This window comes from Desulfosporosinus sp., from assembly GCF_014237355.1.
Taxonomy (GTDB): Bacteria; Bacillota; Desulfitobacteriia; order Desulfitobacteriales; family Desulfitobacteriaceae; genus Desulfosporosinus.
In genome coordinates, this window is sequence record NZ_JABZFS010000061.1 from 79,719 (window position 1) to 95,559 (window position 15,841).

17 protein-coding genes and 1 riboswitch are annotated in these 15,841 nt (G+C 39.7%); of the genes, 14 read left to right on the forward strand and 3 right to left on the reverse strand.

Features of this window, described 5'->3' with window-relative positions:
- Nucleotides 1-127 precede the first annotated feature (127 nt).
- Both HGJ98_RS13245 and HGJ98_RS13250 read left to right on the forward strand, forming a co-directional pair.
- A complete protein-coding gene (locus HGJ98_RS13245) occupies nucleotides 128-409 on the forward strand; it encodes a hypothetical protein (protein WP_291351883.1) in 282 nt (93 codons plus the stop codon).
- 183 nt (nucleotides 410-592) lie between these two features.
- Nucleotides 593-814 carry a hypothetical protein gene (locus HGJ98_RS13250; RefSeq protein ID WP_291351884.1) on the forward strand — a complete coding sequence of 74 codons (222 nt, stop codon included), beginning with the start codon at nucleotides 593-595 and terminating at the stop codon, nucleotides 812-814.
- 121 nt (nucleotides 815-935) lie between these two features.
- Here the strand turns inward: HGJ98_RS13250 and HGJ98_RS13255 are convergent, their stop codons facing one another.
- Nucleotides 936-2,159, reverse strand: a complete 1,224-nt coding sequence (locus HGJ98_RS13255; RefSeq protein WP_291351885.1) for an anti-sigma factor domain-containing protein — start codon at nucleotides 2,157-2,159, stop codon at nucleotides 936-938.
- Nucleotides 2,160-2,165: 6 nt separating this feature from the next.
- Nucleotides 2,166-2,894, reverse strand: coding sequence for an RNA polymerase sigma-I factor (gene sigI / locus HGJ98_RS13260; protein ID WP_291351886.1), 729 nt, complete (start codon nucleotides 2,892-2,894; stop codon nucleotides 2,166-2,168).
- 365 nt (nucleotides 2,895-3,259) lie between these two features.
- Here sigI and HGJ98_RS13265 point away from each other — a divergent pair, with 365 nt between their 5' ends.
- From HGJ98_RS13265 to HGJ98_RS13280, 4 genes are all read left to right on the forward strand, one after another.
- Nucleotides 3,260-4,006, forward strand: coding sequence for a ZIP family metal transporter (locus tag HGJ98_RS13265; RefSeq protein ID WP_291351887.1), 747 nt, complete (start codon nucleotides 3,260-3,262; stop codon nucleotides 4,004-4,006).
- A gap of 268 nt (nucleotides 4,007-4,274) precedes the next feature.
- Complete coding sequence (locus HGJ98_RS13270) at nucleotides 4,275-4,640, forward strand: metalloregulator ArsR/SmtB family transcription factor (protein ID WP_034599479.1); 366 nt, start codon at nucleotides 4,275-4,277, stop codon at nucleotides 4,638-4,640.
- Between the two features lie 62 nt (nucleotides 4,641-4,702).
- A complete protein-coding gene (locus HGJ98_RS13275; RefSeq protein ID WP_291351937.1) occupies nucleotides 4,703-7,042 on the forward strand; it encodes a heavy metal translocating P-type ATPase in 2,340 nt (779 codons plus the stop codon).
- 404 nt (nucleotides 7,043-7,446) lie between these two features.
- The gene (locus tag HGJ98_RS13280) at nucleotides 7,447-7,872 is read left to right on the forward strand and encodes a hypothetical protein (RefSeq protein WP_291351888.1); all 426 of its coding nucleotides are present in this window, start codon (nucleotides 7,447-7,449) and stop codon (nucleotides 7,870-7,872) included.
- Between the two features lie 356 nt (nucleotides 7,873-8,228).
- Here HGJ98_RS13280 and HGJ98_RS13285 read toward each other — a convergent pair whose 3' ends face one another.
- Complete coding sequence (locus tag HGJ98_RS13285; protein ID WP_291351889.1) at nucleotides 8,229-9,362, reverse strand: peptidoglycan DD-metalloendopeptidase family protein; 1,134 nt, start codon at nucleotides 9,360-9,362, stop codon at nucleotides 8,229-8,231.
- Nucleotides 9,363-9,462: 100 nt separating this feature from the next.
- Here HGJ98_RS13285 and HGJ98_RS13290 point away from each other — a divergent pair, with 100 nt between their 5' ends.
- The 8 genes from HGJ98_RS13290 to HGJ98_RS13325 all read left to right on the forward strand — a co-directional run bounded on the left by HGJ98_RS13290 (nucleotide 9,463) and on the right by HGJ98_RS13325 (nucleotide 15,838).
- Complete coding sequence (locus HGJ98_RS13290) at nucleotides 9,463-9,750, forward strand: hypothetical protein (RefSeq protein WP_291351890.1); 288 nt, start codon at nucleotides 9,463-9,465, stop codon at nucleotides 9,748-9,750.
- A gap of 278 nt (nucleotides 9,751-10,028) precedes the next feature.
- Nucleotides 10,029-10,120: riboswitch (NiCo riboswitch) on the forward strand.
- A gap of 97 nt (nucleotides 10,121-10,217) precedes the next feature.
- A complete protein-coding gene (locus tag HGJ98_RS13295; protein WP_291351891.1) occupies nucleotides 10,218-11,126 on the forward strand; it encodes a cation diffusion facilitator family transporter in 909 nt (302 codons plus the stop codon).
- 60 nt (nucleotides 11,127-11,186) lie between these two features.
- A complete protein-coding gene (locus HGJ98_RS13300; protein ID WP_291351892.1) occupies nucleotides 11,187-11,519 on the forward strand; it encodes a YckD family protein in 333 nt (110 codons plus the stop codon).
- Between the two features lie 217 nt (nucleotides 11,520-11,736).
- Nucleotides 11,737-12,063 carry a YnfA family protein gene (locus HGJ98_RS13305; protein ID WP_291351893.1) on the forward strand — a complete coding sequence of 109 codons (327 nt, stop codon included), beginning with the start codon at nucleotides 11,737-11,739 and terminating at the stop codon, nucleotides 12,061-12,063.
- Nucleotides 12,064-12,113: 50 nt separating this feature from the next.
- Entirely contained in the window at nucleotides 12,114-12,857 is a 744-nt protein-coding gene (locus tag HGJ98_RS13310) for a response regulator transcription factor (RefSeq protein ID WP_291351894.1), read from the forward strand.
- Nucleotides 12,854-14,266: a HAMP domain-containing sensor histidine kinase gene (locus HGJ98_RS13315; protein ID WP_291351895.1), complete on the forward strand. Its 1,413-nt coding sequence runs from the start codon at nucleotides 12,854-12,856 to the stop codon at nucleotides 14,264-14,266. Before HGJ98_RS13310 ends, HGJ98_RS13315 begins: the two co-directional genes overlap by 4 nt.
- A 148-nt stretch (nucleotides 14,267-14,414) precedes the next feature.
- Nucleotides 14,415-15,422 (forward strand): hypothetical protein, encoded by a 1,008-nt coding sequence (locus HGJ98_RS13320; protein ID WP_291351896.1) that lies wholly within the window; start codon nucleotides 14,415-14,417, stop codon nucleotides 15,420-15,422.
- Between the two features lie 14 nt (nucleotides 15,423-15,436).
- On the forward strand, nucleotides 15,437-15,838 hold the full coding sequence (locus tag HGJ98_RS13325; RefSeq protein WP_291351897.1) for a cytochrome c maturation protein CcmE: 402 nt from the start codon (nucleotides 15,437-15,439) through the stop codon (nucleotides 15,836-15,838).
- Nucleotides 15,839-15,841 lie beyond the last annotated feature (3 nt).

Here is a 15,841-nt window from a genome sequence, read left to right on the forward strand (position 1 = left end):
TTTGTGGACTTAAAATCTGCTGGGATAGCTTATAAAGGTATTTTAACAAAAATGTTAATAATCCGTTAACTTTATGTAATCCTCATAAGGTAGAATCTATTTATGGATCAAAAATGGAGGGACTACAATGAAGAAGAAGGTATTATTGATATTTATTGTTATTGCTCTATTTGTTACAGTTCTTTTTCTATCAAGAGCATTTGCAGCACCTAGTCTTTGGCAGCAAGTCCCTACTGCTAGCTCGTACCAAGCTCAACTTAATCCAGATGTAAGGCAACCAGCTAACCCTGATGTGAGTGGATCGTGGTACAGTCCGATGAATCCCAAGAAACAGCCTAAATATTATTGGTATAATAGTCCTCGTAATAATGGCTGGAATAATGCCTCTAAGAATTGGTGGTGCTGGTAAATCGTCATAATAAAATGGAGTAATAAAATATATATTTTCTAATCAATCAAAGAATGATGCATCAACTTAAGAAGCTTAGTGATCAGATACCATGCTATTTAACAAAAATGTTAAGTATCTGTGACGTGGGCGTAAAATAATAACTTTATACTTTGCTTAGCAACGTAGAAAGGAGGGAACAGAATGAAATTATCAAAAATAGCCCGAGTTCTTTTAGTAAGTGTTGCTTTACTTACGGTAGGGGCACCTATTGCCTCTGCAGCACCAGGCTATCCGCAAGCATACTGGACGGCACAACCGACAAACCCAAGTCAACCTGGGCAGCAGGCTCCAGGTTATGGTTACGGTTACGGTTGTTGTGGCGGTTATTACGGTAACGGTTACAATGGAAACTGGGGTTGGTAAAGGATTACATTAGAGCAGGGCAGGCGGTTTGCAATAGGCGCCTGCCCTGCTCATTTATGGGTTTAACTGGTCTGCTAATAATATAAACCGAACAACACTACATAAGAACAAATCCTTTAATTTACCATGAATCATTTCTATCCCACGTTGAGTGCTCACCCGAATTCTGGGGCCAATTGGACTGGTTTTGATTATTATAATAGTCGTGCTCTTCGTCATCTGGATTTTCATAATCCCGATCTTCATTATAGGAAGGATTCATCGGTTGTTGCGGTGTGGAACTTTCCGGAATCTTATTGTCAGGGGAGACTTGGCCGGAACTCGGTTTGCTCCAGTTAGGGGATGTTCCTAGCGAAGGTTGATTTACGGGAGGACTGCTGGAAGATTTAGGTGCGCTCCAATTACTAGGGTTGCTGCCGGATGACCAATTTTGTTTATCGGAACGGTCCATATAATCATGGTTCTCTGTAGTCTTTGATTCCATATTCGAAGGGTGTTCGTTTTCTGGACCATTCTGAACAGTTGGCTTTTCCTTGCTATCAATGGAGTTATCTTTCCAGTTTTGTGCTCTTATCTCGAAACTTTCTTCAGGGAAAAGGGTGGCTACACTGACGTTCGCATCCACCAAAGCTTTTTGGGCATCCTTACGAAGGGTATCAGGTTGAACAGCTATACCTTTTTCTTCACATCGATCATATATTAAATAACTGTTAACTGTCATACCCTGTTGCTTGGCTTCTTGTTGGATTTTCCGGTTCGTTTGACCGACAACCACACTTCCGGACAGGTTCCTGCGAGTCATTTCAGCATGGATGGAGTTTCGAAGTCTTTCTGTATTAATAATTTGGGTTCCCCACTTATTTATCGGTACCACGCTGGCTAAGACCAGGTTCTGAGTTTCATTTAGCGTTCCCTTTTGATTGGCGTTTTCAACGATTAAGTCAACAGCTTGATACACGTCCAGCCCTTTAATTGATATTCCATCCACTATACTTGACCCATCATTGACATCTCGCACTTTAATAACTTTGCCCTCTTTATTGATCAATAGCTCAATGCCTTTATTGATATCCAGAGCGACCGAGGCTACTGCCATATTTGGAATAAATAAGAGGGAAAAAACGCTAATGCTCAGAACAAGCAATAATACTGCTGCTGTAGCTGCATACTTCAAGGCGGAGTTGTGCAGCACAGATAATCGTTTCGGGTTTAAATCAACTTCAATAGTCTGACCTACAACAGGTGGCTCTTGAGGAGTAGGGATTTCTAAAAAGTCACCTTTTTTCGTGAAGATGACAGTAACCGTTGGCGAGGTCCGCATCACGATACCTTTGGTTCTCTCCATTTTTGCTTACACCTTCTTTCCCGGTTCTTCTGGAAGCTGCATAAATATTTTTAGCGGATAAAAATCTGGTTCGGATAAGATGAGTGCCAGGGCGATAAGATATTTTCGACCCTTTTCTAGGACTTTGCGTTTTATGCCGGTCAGTAACTCTAGTTCTTTGATGGGTAATAGTCTATGTTTTTGAAGATGCGCCATAAGTCTAGGGTTATGGCTTAAAACTAAGGCCGCCCTTATGAGAGTTTGCTTACTGTCACTATGTTTCGGGGAGACTTTTATTAAATCATCTAACGTTACGTTATAGTCACAGAGCACACGAACGTAGTTTTCAACGACTTGCGCAAAGACCTCTTGGTTCTCGTTTTCTTGATAATGTTCTAGAGAAGTATCAAGATCGTAGCGGCTCAGCTCTTCATCCTCTAAGTTCATGGGCGAGAGGGAAAGATGTTGATGTTTGCCTTCTTTGCGAAAATAGTCCACTAATCTTCGGCGGATCACCATTTGAACAAAACTATGAAAAGAAGCTCCTCCATGAGGGTCGAAGCTGTCAATCGCTTCATTAAAAGCCAAAAGAGCAATGCTGAGCTCATCGTCATTATCCCAGGTTAAATACCTACTGCAGATTTTGGAACTTACCCTAGCTATAAATGCTTTATGAGATCTTATAAGTTCCTCTCGGACGAGAGGATCACCGCTCTTGGCTGATATTAAGGTTTCTTTCAAAACTTGCTCTTGCACCTTAATCACTCCACTTACTAGTAGTTCGTAAAACTAAAACAGTTTCGAGGGGTAGAAAAAAACATTCTGTTTCCCATTATGGGTGTAGAATGTTACAGGATTGTCACATTTTTGTTATTTTTGCGTTACATAAAATTAGAAGAAGAAAGAACACGGGGAACCCGCTTTAAGGTTCCCCGTGTTTTATGTTATGTGATTAAGTATCTAGCAAGGGTGTATTAAATTAGGTTAGAAATAGGTACAAGCAAGACTTGTTACTTAAATCAGCAACTGTTATTATAACATATGATCAAATATTCATTTGTTCTACCCCACGAATCTATAGGCGTAAAACAATATTCTAAAACACCAGAGGAGGAGATGCTTTGATAAGTAGTCAATTATTTTCAACCTTGATGGGATTGGGAGTTGGTGGTTCGGGTATTGCCCTAGGTGGTATAGTTGCTTACGGGTTGGGAAAATACTTCGAGAGAATCTCAGGACTAATTCTAGCCTGTTCAGCTGGTGTTATATTTTCTCTTCTGACATTTGAACTTTTGCCTGAAAGCGTCAGTACAGGTGGTTTATTAGCTACTGGAATCGGAATCATTATAGGTATCCTCATGATTATTCGTTTGGAGATTTTTTTCCATAAAGTTGTGATTATAACTGACAATCCAAGTAAATCCATGTTTATTCGGTCCGGAATACTTCTCGCGATAGGGGTAGCCATTCACAATTTACCTGTCGGGTTTGCCATGGGAATCGGTTTGGTGAACTATGATAAGATTGGTTTAGATTTAGCTGCTACTATGTTATTGCATAACTTTCCAGAGGGCTTTGCGATCTTACTCCCCTTGGCACTCAGTGGGCTTAGTAGTACTTCCATTCCAATTATCGCCTGCATTGTAGCTCTTCCTGCCGGACTAGGGTCCTTCCTTGGTTCAAGCTTAGGAATAATTAACCCGAAATTATTAGCTATCTTCTTTGGGATTGCAATCGGTACAATTTTCATGGTGACTTGGCAAGAGATCTTGGGCCATGCAATAAAACATACCCGAAGAATTCACCTTTTTCCTAGCATTATAACAGGTCTTATCCTGGGAATCTTATTTACATCTCTCATTTTGTAGTCAGTACTACAGATAATAAGTTATTCAATTTCTCGATTTGACATCTGCAGGACGAAATTACTATCTTTCGTTCCTGAATCCGATTATGTAGAATAATATTAAGTTTCATGGACTTCCCGGAGGATCGAGCCTCAGTAATGGTTTTGACTATTTAGGTGCGTCTACTGGATTTAGTATTGACTTTTACAGAACAGATAAATATAATCAAGATAATATATGAATAGTTACTCATACGTTCAAGTGAAAGGATATGAAAAGAGGAATTAAAATGGTTGATAAAAGAAATGATGTGGATAGGTGTAACTGCAATGTTATACACGAGGAGATCGTAAATATGGTCAGGGCAAAAATGCCTATGGAAGAAAACTTGTACGACCTTGCAGAATTATTTAAGGTCTTCGGTGACTCGACTAGAATTAAAATACTTTGGGCTTTGGATGAAGCTGAAATGTGTGTCTGTGACATCGCTGTCTTGTTAAATATGACCCAATCGGCAATATCCCATCAGCTAAGAGTTTTAAAGCAGGCACGGCTGGTGAAATATCGAAAAGACGGAAAAATTGTATTTTATTCCTTGGAAGATGAACATATTAAGCAAATATTTAATCAAGGTCTAACCCATATTAATGAATAGATTGTCACGCTTTTGAAGCGTTGTAAAGTGAATACAGAAAGAAGGGAATTAGAGTGAGTTCATTGGCTAGAAAAGAGCTTATATTAGAGGGCCTGGATTGTGCAAACTGTGCTACTAAAATTGAGGAGCAAGTCAAAAAGGTTGAAGGTGTTTCAAGTGCTTCCTTGAATTTTGTAACCAAGATTCTTACGATAAACATGGACAGTAATGGAAATCAGGAGGATGTGCTAAGTCAAGCAAACCAAATAATTAACAAACTTGAACCCGATGTTATCATTAAAGATAAAGCTTTGTCACGAAAGGAAAAAAAGGTATTACTTTTAATTGGATTAGACTGCGCTAATTGTGCAACAAAGATTGAAAAAGAGGTTAATAGTCTTGATGGTGTGAGTTCCGCCACTGTGGACTTTGTTTCGAGAAAACTAACCATTGAAGTGGACCAGAAGCGCGATTTGCCTAGGGTCGTTGAGCAAGCATCTAAAATCGCTATACAAATAGAATCCGGAATCAAAGTAGTTGAAAACGAGGACAAGAAAGAGGAAGGTAAGGAAGACGGAGGGATTAAGAAGTCAAAAGCTATTCAATTAGGTATAGGAGCAGCTCTTTTTTTCGCTGCAATATTAGTTGAGCTTCCTTTCTGGGCTGAATTTAGTATATTCTTAGTGAGCTATGTTTTAGTCGGTGGGGAAGTTGTTTTAAAAGCTGTTCGAAATATTTCAAGGGGTCAGGTGTTTGATGAAAACTTTTTAATGACGGTTGCTACCATAGGTGCTTTTGCGATCAAGGAATTTCCTGAAGGTGTGGCAGTCATGCTTTTCTATCAGGTTGGCGAGTTCTTCCAAAATATGGCCGTTAACCGTTCGAGAAAGTCAATCAGTGCCTTGATGGACATTCGACCCGACTATGCAAATCTTAAGGTTGGAGAGGATATTAAGAAGGTATCGCCTGAAGAAATTAGTGTTGGAGATATCATAGTTATAAAACCGGGAGAGAAGGTCCCCCTCGATGGCAAGGTTATTGAGGGTATGTCAATGCTCGATACTTCGGCCATAACCGGGGAGTCAGTGCCCAGAGAAGTTGAGCCGGGAAACGAAATTCTTTCGGGAACCATTAATAAGAATGGTCTGTTAACCGTTGAGGTAACGAAAGAGTTTGGAGATTCAACTGTATCAAAGATCCTTGATTTAGTACAAAATGCGAATAGCAGGAAAGCTCCGACTGAACAGTTTATCACGAAGTTTTCCAGGTATTATACTCCAGTCGTCGTATTTGTTGCCTTAGCAATGGCTGTTGTTCCACCTTTGGTTGTTTCAGGGGCCACTTTCTCAGATTGGATCTATAGAGCTTTGGTTTTCCTCGTTGTATCTTGTCCTTGTGCTTTAGTAATTTCGATACCATTGGGTTTCTTCGGGGGAATTGGCGGAGCTGCTAAAAATGGTATTTTAATTAAGGGCAGTAACTACCTTGAAGCTTTAAACAATGTGGATACGATAGTTTTTGACAAGACAGGCACCCTTACAAAAGGAGTGTTTAAGGTTACTAAAATTTCTACACAAGGTCATGAATCTGAAGAGAATCTTTTGGAGTATGCTGCTTTTGCTGAAAGCTATTCAAACCATCCTATTGCAATCTCAATCCTGAAAGCTTACGGGAGAGAAATTAATAAAAGCGAAATTCAAGATTATGATGAAATCTCAGGGCATGGAATCAAAGTAAGTATCAGGGGTAAACGTATCCTTGCTGGTAACAAAAAATTGATGGCTAAAGAAAATATCACTTATGATGAGGTTGATGAAATCGGTACAGTAGTTCATGTAGCGATTGATCGCAAATATGCAGGCTATATTGTAATATCAGATGAGATAAAGGATGATGCCCTAAAGGCTATCAAAGAGCTTAAGGGGATTGGCGTAAGAAAGCTGGTAATGCTTACCGGAGACAACAAACTGGTGGGAGAAGCGATTGGGCACAAGTTAGGGCTTGATGAAGTACATGCTGAATTACTCCCCGATCAGAAGGTTGAGAAGCTGGAACTATTAGAAAAACAAAAGAAAACAAAAGGGAAGCTACTCTTTGTTGGTGATGGTATCAATGATGCCCCTGTACTGGCTCGTGCAGATGTTGGCGTGGCAATGGGGGGATTAGGTTCTGATGCAGCCATAGAGGCAGCCGACATTGTGATCATGACAGATGAACCCTCTAAGCTAGGAAATGCCATTAGAATTGCCAAAAGGACACGAAGCATTGTCTGGCAGAATATAGCTTTCGCCTTGGGAGTTAAAGCTTTTGTACTTGTTTTAGGTGCTGGAGGTATCGCTACTATTTGGGAAGCAGTGTTTGCTGATGTCGGTGTAACGTTGATTGCTGTTATTAACGCTATGCGTGTCATGAAAACAGATTAAATAGTGTAAGTGCTAGAATAGTTATTTTGTAAATTTGATCTTCCAAAAGGGATGGGAGATTAAGTATGAAACGTGAAATGTTAAAGTAAGGTTAAGGTAGGACAAGGCTAAGAATGGGCCATTGTCCTACCTTTTTCACTTCTTTTTTTATACTACCCGCAAAAAATAGAAAACTATTGCGAATAACTTAATGAATATATGGGGGGTGGTCATCAGAAAAGTCTCGAACGGAAAACCTAGGTTAAGACGAAGTCCTATTGTAGTGGATTTATGTAGTTTTGCTAATTAGTTTGAGGAAGGATGATTTTTAATGAAAATTTTAAAAAATACTGTCATAGTAAGCACATTGTCTCTTGGCCTAATAATGGGGAGCGGTTGCGGTAGTTAGTGCTGCAACACAACCAATGTCTGTTGATCCTAGTACTACTGCAGTTGTAGCAACCGACATCCCAGTGACCGATCCAGCAACCACCAACCCTGTAACTGCCCCAGCAGCAACTGCTGCCCCAGCAACTGACCCAGCTACAACTACTACCGTTGCACACGTCAACCCAGTACATGTCAACCAAGTGCCCGTTACTCCGAAACCTGTTACTCCAGCACCTGTTACCCCGGCACAAAACAATTATCACTACAATGATGGACGTTCAAATATGAATCCCCAACAACACCAGCAAATGCATGTAACGCAACCGAGCAAAAGCACTCAACCATCAAATCTGAGCATAAATACAAAGGGAAATGGTTATAATATGAATCACAATTATAACGAGAATCATAATACTATGGGTGAGAATCATATGTCCGGCAGACAATCCGGTCATGAATGATAAGATATACTCAATCTTTTTAACCGGGCTGTAACAACTTAAGCATCCAGTTAATTCTCAGAATTAGTTCGAAAATTTATATAAACTGACACGGCGATAAATCACTCTACAATTATTAGCTTTTGTCAGATAAGCCCCTCCCGACGTTAATCGTTTAGAGGGGCTTTTTGTTTAGTATTTAACAAAATGTTATAAAACCGTTAAGTTTATGTAATTCTCATAGGGTTCATTAATAGCTGATTTCCACCATCTACAAAATGGAACATAAGCTCAGATAGTTATTCCTTTCGTAAAAGGAATAAGATCAAAGCCAAATTGACAGTGAGAAAAAGGTGAGTTTAAAGCAGAATTCACTTCTACCGAAAATAAGCAAGGGGATCAGTGGGATTACCGTTTACACGGACCTCCAAATGGAGATGGGGACCAGTACTCCAACCAGTTGAACCTACATAACCGACTAGGTCACCTGCATTTAAGTTTTGGCCGTTTGAAGCGGCTATTTTTGACTGATGGGGGTACATCGAGGATAACCCTTTACCATGATCGACTATAATGGTATTACCATAGGCCCCATACCAGCCTGAGTATATTACTGTTCCGGCACCAGCTGCATAGATAGGGGTACCGCTTGGAGCAGGAATGTCTGCTCCTGTATGTAAGCGTTTGGTTTTAGTAATTGGATGAGTACGCCAACCGTAAGGGCTAGAAATGGAGTGATATTTTGGTAAGGGCCAATAACTGATACTACCAACCACACCGCCGGTGCGCCCGGCTTGTAACTGTCGAATCTTTTGTTCCAAGGCTTTGGAATCTTTTTCGAGTTTGTTGATCTGGGTAAAGAGTTCGTTTTGTGCTTGAGTGACTTTTGCCAAAGAATTCTGCTCTTCCTGTTTTTTGCTCTCTAGAACACCTTTAGCGGCGATAGCTTCTTGTCTTGTTTTTTCAGCTAAGTCACGTTTCTCTTTAAGCTCTTCAGTTTTTTGAAGGACTTTATCTTTTTCTGCTTTAATAGACTCTAGTAGTTTCTGGTCATTTTGTATCAGCATTTCAAAATACTCAAACTTGGTTATAAATTCACTGAGGTTCTCAGCTTGAAAAAGTATATCCAGGTAGCTAAAGTTTCCTTCCTCGTAAATACCCCGAACCCTTTTACGAAGGGCATCCTGTCTGTTTTCAAGGTCCTTTTGTTTAGCAAGAAGCTCTTTTTCCGCTGCTTCCACGCTGACCTTCGCTTCAAGATAAGCAGAATCTTTTTGGGACAGGGCTATTTTAGCTACGCTAATTTGGCTTGCAAGTTCCTTAAGATTCTGTTTGGTTTGTTCCTCAGTAAATTGCAGATCTTTAATCTGGCTCTTCGCTTTATTTTGGGCCTTTTCAATTTCAGATTGCTTAGCCATAAAATCGTCAAGCTCATTAGCTTTGGCAGGAACAACCATGGAACTGACTAAAGTAAAAGAAATGCTAAGAGCTATAAGCCAAGGGTTTCGCAACAGTGACAAACCTCCAAACATTTGCATAAATACCGATTATAAATATCACAATTCGACATTAAGCGTCTGTAGTCCTGTTGAAAAGATAATTGTAACAAAAATGTTAAAAAGGTATATTGATTATCCGACCTTGGCTTCGCAGCAAGGGGTTAATTATGTTAAAGCAATGGACAGTGCAATTCGTAAGTCGAAAGAAGAAATTGAAGTCATCTTAGAGGCGACCGTAGAAATTGCACGAGCCAATGATTCGATGAGCCAATCAGCTCAACAAATTATTCTCGGAGGTCAGGAGCAGGCCCACTCCTTAGTGAAATCTCAGTTCAAATGGCCGAACTTACAGCATACTCAAAATCTTCGAGATATGACGCGGAAATTTACACTGATTTAACGTGATTTCTTAAAAAGAATTCTTTAGTTCACCACAGAAATAACAGCATGTAAGAGGCTATACACAAGTTTCAGTTGATCGAGAGATCGCGTCAGTTATTTCAGTTAAGGTATTAGGGTGACAGAGCTAGGCTGACGCCAACCTTCGACGAGGCGCCAGCCTCTCTCCAAGGGACGATGAAAACCGGGTTTTCTTAAGAGAATGTATTCTTCGCTTGGACGTTAAAGCTGGTTGACAAATCTAATTGGTTGACGTATTCTATAAATAAATTTGATATTAAACTCTAAATTGAGCAGGCGATACGCTTCTTTAAAGTGTGTGGGGCTGGGCCAGTTTGCCGGCAGCAGGATAAAAAACCTGTGGGACTATAAATTATTATAGTCCCACAGGTTTTTTTTTGTAGTAGACGTCATTAGTAGTAAGTTAATTGGTTAATTCATAAAGAAATTAGGAGTGATTAGATAATAATGGCTATTGACAAACAAAAGGCAGCATTGAGTTCGGTTTTTGCAGCGGTATTTCTCACATTAATGAAACTTGCAGTGGGCATTTTTACAGGTAGCTTAGGTATTTTATCAGAGGCCCTGCATTCAGCTTTGGATTTGTGTGCTGCAGTTATAACCTTCTTCGCTGTAAGGTTTTCCGATAAACCAGCAGACTCCACGCACCACTACGGACATGGGAAAATTGAAAGTTTTTCTGCCCTTATCGAAACAGTGCTTCTTTTCATAACCTGCGGATGGATTATTTATGAAGCTGGGCAAAAGTTATTTTTCGGCAGCGGTGTGGAATTGATTGGAGTTCAATGGGGTGTACTTACAATGATTATTTCGATCATTGTTGACGCGTCGAGAGTAAAGGTTTTGCAGAAGGCTGCTAAGGAACATGGAAGTCAGGCATTAGAAGCTGATGCACTTCATTTCAGCAGTGATGTATGGAGCTCATCAGTAGTTATTGTGGGCTTGGTCTGTGTATGGATGGGTAATTATATTAACATTCCTGTTTTGAAGTATGCTGATCCAATAGCGGCTTTAGGTGTTGCGCTGATTGTTATGAAGGTGAGCATCAAGCTTAGCAGGGAGACCATTGATGTTTTGCTTGATACCGCACCAAAAGGCATGAAGGAAATGATCGAAAACGAGATCAGCCAAATTACCGGTGTTCTCCAGATAGCAGAAATTAGAATAAGGCCTTTAGGAGGGAATCAATATATCGATATAAATGTTGGGATTTGCCCAAACCAAAGCCACAGATCCGTTCATGCCATAGTTCATGAAATCAGAGAGGGGATTATCAATAAAATACCAAGGTGTGATATTGTAGTCAGCACCTTTCCTACCGAAGTGAAATGTAACAAAAATGTTAATCTAATGTGATCTTTCTGTAAAGAAACTTGTTTATACTATGGTTAAGATAATAACAAGGAGGTACATAAAATGAAAAGAAGGTTATTAGTTATTCTTACTTTGGTATTTGCCCTCGCTTTGGCAGCTGCTCCTGTCTATGCTGCTATCACGGATCAACAAAAAGCTGATATCGATGCCCTAAATAAACAAATTTCAGAGATTCGAAAACAGATTGTGGATAAATACGCTGAGGCAGGCGAGATCACCAAGGCTCAAGCAGATGCTACAAAGGCTAATATCGACGCTAGTGAACAATATCGTCAGCAGTTTAGCCAACAACAGGGTCAGATTCCAACTCCGGGGTATGCTCCAGGTTATGGTTACGGTTGCGGTGGAGGCGGTTATTATGGGGGAATGTGGTAAGACTCTGCTTTAGATAGATCCATATGCAAATTAACTAAAACACGGGTAACCAGTATAGGGTACCCGTGCTTTTGTTATCTAAAGATTATTGTTCCAATGCTTACGAATTAAGTAGAGTTCTCAACTTTTTTCGGCAAAAGTGTTTATTGTATGATTCGTAATAGTTGAACTGTTGACTTATAATGAAATGTATAAGTATCACAAGGGGGTTGAATTTATGTTTAGCACAATAAGTCTATTTATTCTAGCCGGGTTAGCAGAAATAGGTGGGGGTTATTTAGTTTGGCTTTGGTTACGCGAGGCCAAGCCTGTAGGGTATGGAATAATAGGTGGACTTATACTTGTGCTATACGGGATAATTCCTACCTTTCAAAAGTTTCCTAGTTTTGGAAGGGTGTATGCTGCCTACGGTGGTGTTTTTGTTATTCTTTCAGTACTTTGGGGCTGGGGTATAGATCGTAAAACACCGGATGTTTACGATTGGATTGGAGCGTTAATATGCATGATTGGTGTCTCTGTGATACTCTGGGCACCAAGGCAATAGCAGCGAAATTATGCAAAAGATAACTTAATCCTATTGGAAGGGGCTTAAAGGTGGAAGACAGGTTAAAGATCCTTGTTGTGGATGATGACCCTTTAATTAGGGAATTGATACAGGTTTATCTAGAGGAAGAATTCCTCGTTATTCATGCTGAAAATGGTCCTAAGGCAATAGAGAAAGTCCAAACGGATGAGCCCTCTTTAGTGTTGTTAGATATTATGCTACCGGTTTTAAATGGTTTGGAAGTTTGTAAGCAAATTAGGAACTTCTGTCAAGTGCCGATTATCATGGTTTCTGCAAAAGGAGAAGAAATTGATAAAGTCCTGGGTCTAGAATTAGGTGCCGAAGATTATATAACCAAGCCCTTTAGCCCCAGAGAACTTTTGGCAAGGGTTAAGGCCCAAATAAGAAGAAGCTTAATTGGCGGAGAAAGGGGGGCAAATAAGGGCTTTTCGGATTCCATGGGCCGAGGAAAACGTATTCCAGATGATACTCTTGACTTACCAGGGCTTCATATTAATTTCGTAAAGTATCAGGTTCTTTTAGACGAGTTGGAGGTTGAACTAACTGCTAAAGAATTTGATTTATTGGCTTTCTTAACGCGCAACAGGGGACAAGTCTTTACACGGGAACAATTATTGAATAAAGTTTGGGGCTTTGACTATGTAGGAGATACAAGGGCAGTGGATTCAGCCATCAAACGGCTGCGCAAAAAAATAAATCATGAAGAAAAAAACTACATCTTCATACATACAGTACGGGGAATTGGGTATAGATTTGAGGTGCCCAACCAATGAAAACCATATTTACAAGGCTGGTTGGCTCCTTTATCCTCATTGTTGTAATAAGTTTGGTTGTTATTGGGGTAAGCTTATCCTTTATGTTTAAAAACTATCTTTTTGAGCAGAAAGAAAGGGAGCTGATTATTAAAGGACAAGATATGGCCCAGGAGGTTAAGCCCTTTCTCGTGGAAAAGAGGGACCCCCACGATTTTGTCAACTTAGCTAACCGCTTGGACTTGAATATGGGGACTGAGGTCTGGGTAGTCGATAAAAGGGGTGCAGTCATAGCCGCTGCGGCAAATCATGAATACTGTGAAGGGAATTATTTAGAGGCTTCTGAACTAAAGATAATGCAATCAGGTAGTGTATCTGTAAGTAAAGGGCAATCCCAATATTTTCAGGAACCGGTTATTCGAGTTATAATCCCCATAAACCATGAGGAAAGGATCATTGGAGCCATTATTTTATACTCTCCGATACGTGGGATTGATAAAGCCTTATCTAACCTTACTCAAATGGTATTGAGCGCAGGCATTGTTTCGTTAGCCATTGCTTTTCTAATAGGGATAATCCTATCGAGGCGTCTTTCAAGGCCTATTCTAACCATAACCGAAGCTTCAATATCAATAGCAAATGGCCAAAAGCATGTCACTGTTCCGACGGATACAAGAATTAAGGAAATAAACCAACTCGGAAAAACCTTTAACAAAATGTCGAGTAAGGTTGAAGCCAATGAAGAACGAATGAAAGAATTTGTTGCTAATGTATCTCACGAATTAAGAAGTCCTTTAACATCCATCAAAGGTTATATTGAAGCCTTGATTGATAACAAGGGCAGAACCCCCGAGGTACAGCAACGATTTCTTACAATTATTAATGACGAAACTGATCGATTATCTTATCTTGTGAATGACCTCCTGATTTTATCTAGATCAGATGCAGGAAGTTATTTGGAACCCGAGGATGTCGAACTTAAAGATTTTATCGAAAATGTAATAACAGGCTTTCGATCGAGGGCTGAAGAAAATTTGATTACTATGGATGTCATGTCTAAAGTAAATTCAGTTCTCCTAAAAATTGATGTAAATTCCCTCCACCAAATTATAGTAAATTTAGTGGATAATGCTCTAAAGTATTCCCCTCAGGGTGGGAATGTTTCGATATCTATAGCAGAATCTGAAAACATGATCAGCATTTCAATAAGGGACTCTGGGCTAGGAATACCGGAAAAAGATCTGCCCCATATTTGGGATAGGTTTTACCGAGTGGATAAGGACAGGAGCCGCGAAACAGGTGGGACTGGTTTAGGCTTAGCTATCGTTAAACAATTAACCGAGAAGAATGGTGGCCAAGTTGGGGTAGAAAGCACTTTAGGTAAGGGTTCGATCTTTTGCGTTAGGTTCCCAAAGGTATTCAAAAATTAGATCGATTTGTTCCTCATTACATTAAAACTAGATGTTAATCATCTGGTTTTATTTTTTAATGTTACATTTCTGACAAACCTCTGACACACTTCTGACACCTGAGTAGGATAGGTTTATTAAGTAGATTTAAATCGTGGGGGTATGGAATATGAGGCAATCCAAAGCAAAAAAATGGGTTTTTGCGCTTATCATGGTCCTTAGCTTAATGATAGGTACCAAAACTAGCTTGGCTGAAACGTCTAAACTCGAAATCATGAATATGGATATTAATGTAATGCCAGAGTACGATACACCGGATATTTTATTAATTTATTCCGTCGACTTTAAAAATACCTCAGACCAGCCCTACTCAGGTGAGTTTGTCTGGAATCTTCCCAAGAACTCAAAAAGATATACGGTAGCAGATAAAACTAAGGGAGATAATCATCTTGAACCTACGATAAAACACAATGAAAAAAATGATCAAATTGTCTGGAGGTTTCCTACACCATTACAACCCGGTGAAACAAAATCTCTGCAGATTGAGTATTATTACAACAATTTAGAGGGCGACCCGGATAAAACCTTCGTTTATGAATATATTTCCGAATATCCTGTCGCCAAGGCTCAAGTAAGCGTATTTCAGCCTAAAAAAGCTTCAAACATGGTTGTTACCCCTGATTTCGGCCAAGCACAAACTGGTTACGAGGGCTTCAGCGTTTACAAGAAAGAATTAAAGGACTTAAAACCTGGGAGTAATGCACAAATAAAGGTCAGCTACACTAAGTCTGATCCTAACCCCTCGGTTGCCTCTCTGAGCGAGCAGCAAGTCCAAAGTGGTCTATCGACTCAGTCACCACAGAACAAGAGGACTAGCTCTGCGGTTGTATTGATCTTCTTAGCCGCGTTTGTCGGAGTTCTAGGGCTAATTATCTATAAAGCGATGAGTAGAAAGCCTATTCCTATACACCGAAACCGTAAGCAAGAATATGAACATGAAGAATTTATAACAGATGAGGAATTTAGGAAACTACAAAATCCAAGCAATAAACAACCAAGCCATAAAAAACTTAAGGCAGAAAAAAGAAAATTAAGAGATGCCTTATTAAGTGGAAGGATTAGCGAGGAAACCTATCACCAATTATTGGCTGAACTTAATGAAGAGGAAGATTCTTAGGAGGAGGGGTGATAATGCCCAAGAAAATAAAGCTTATCCTTGCTCTATCTGTACTACTAGGGGCTTTTGGTTACTTGATGGTCAGCGGTTTTAACAATGCCAAGACCTATTACATGACCATTAATGAAGTAACGGCTAGCGCAGATAAAGGAAAGTTAGGGAAACAAACTCTTAAAGTAAGTGGTAAATTAGTCGGCGAAAGCGTTCAGTGGGAACCATCTAAAGTGGAATTAAGGTTTGAAATGATTTCAGAAGATCAAAAAGAAACAATGCCTGTTTTATATAAAGGAGTTAAGCCTGATAATTTTAATGATGGGATTGAAGTAATAGTGGATGGGAAATACACCGTTGAACAAGTTTTTCTAGCCGATAAAGTCTTGACCAAATGTCCTTCAAAATATGAAGAACAACAATAAATA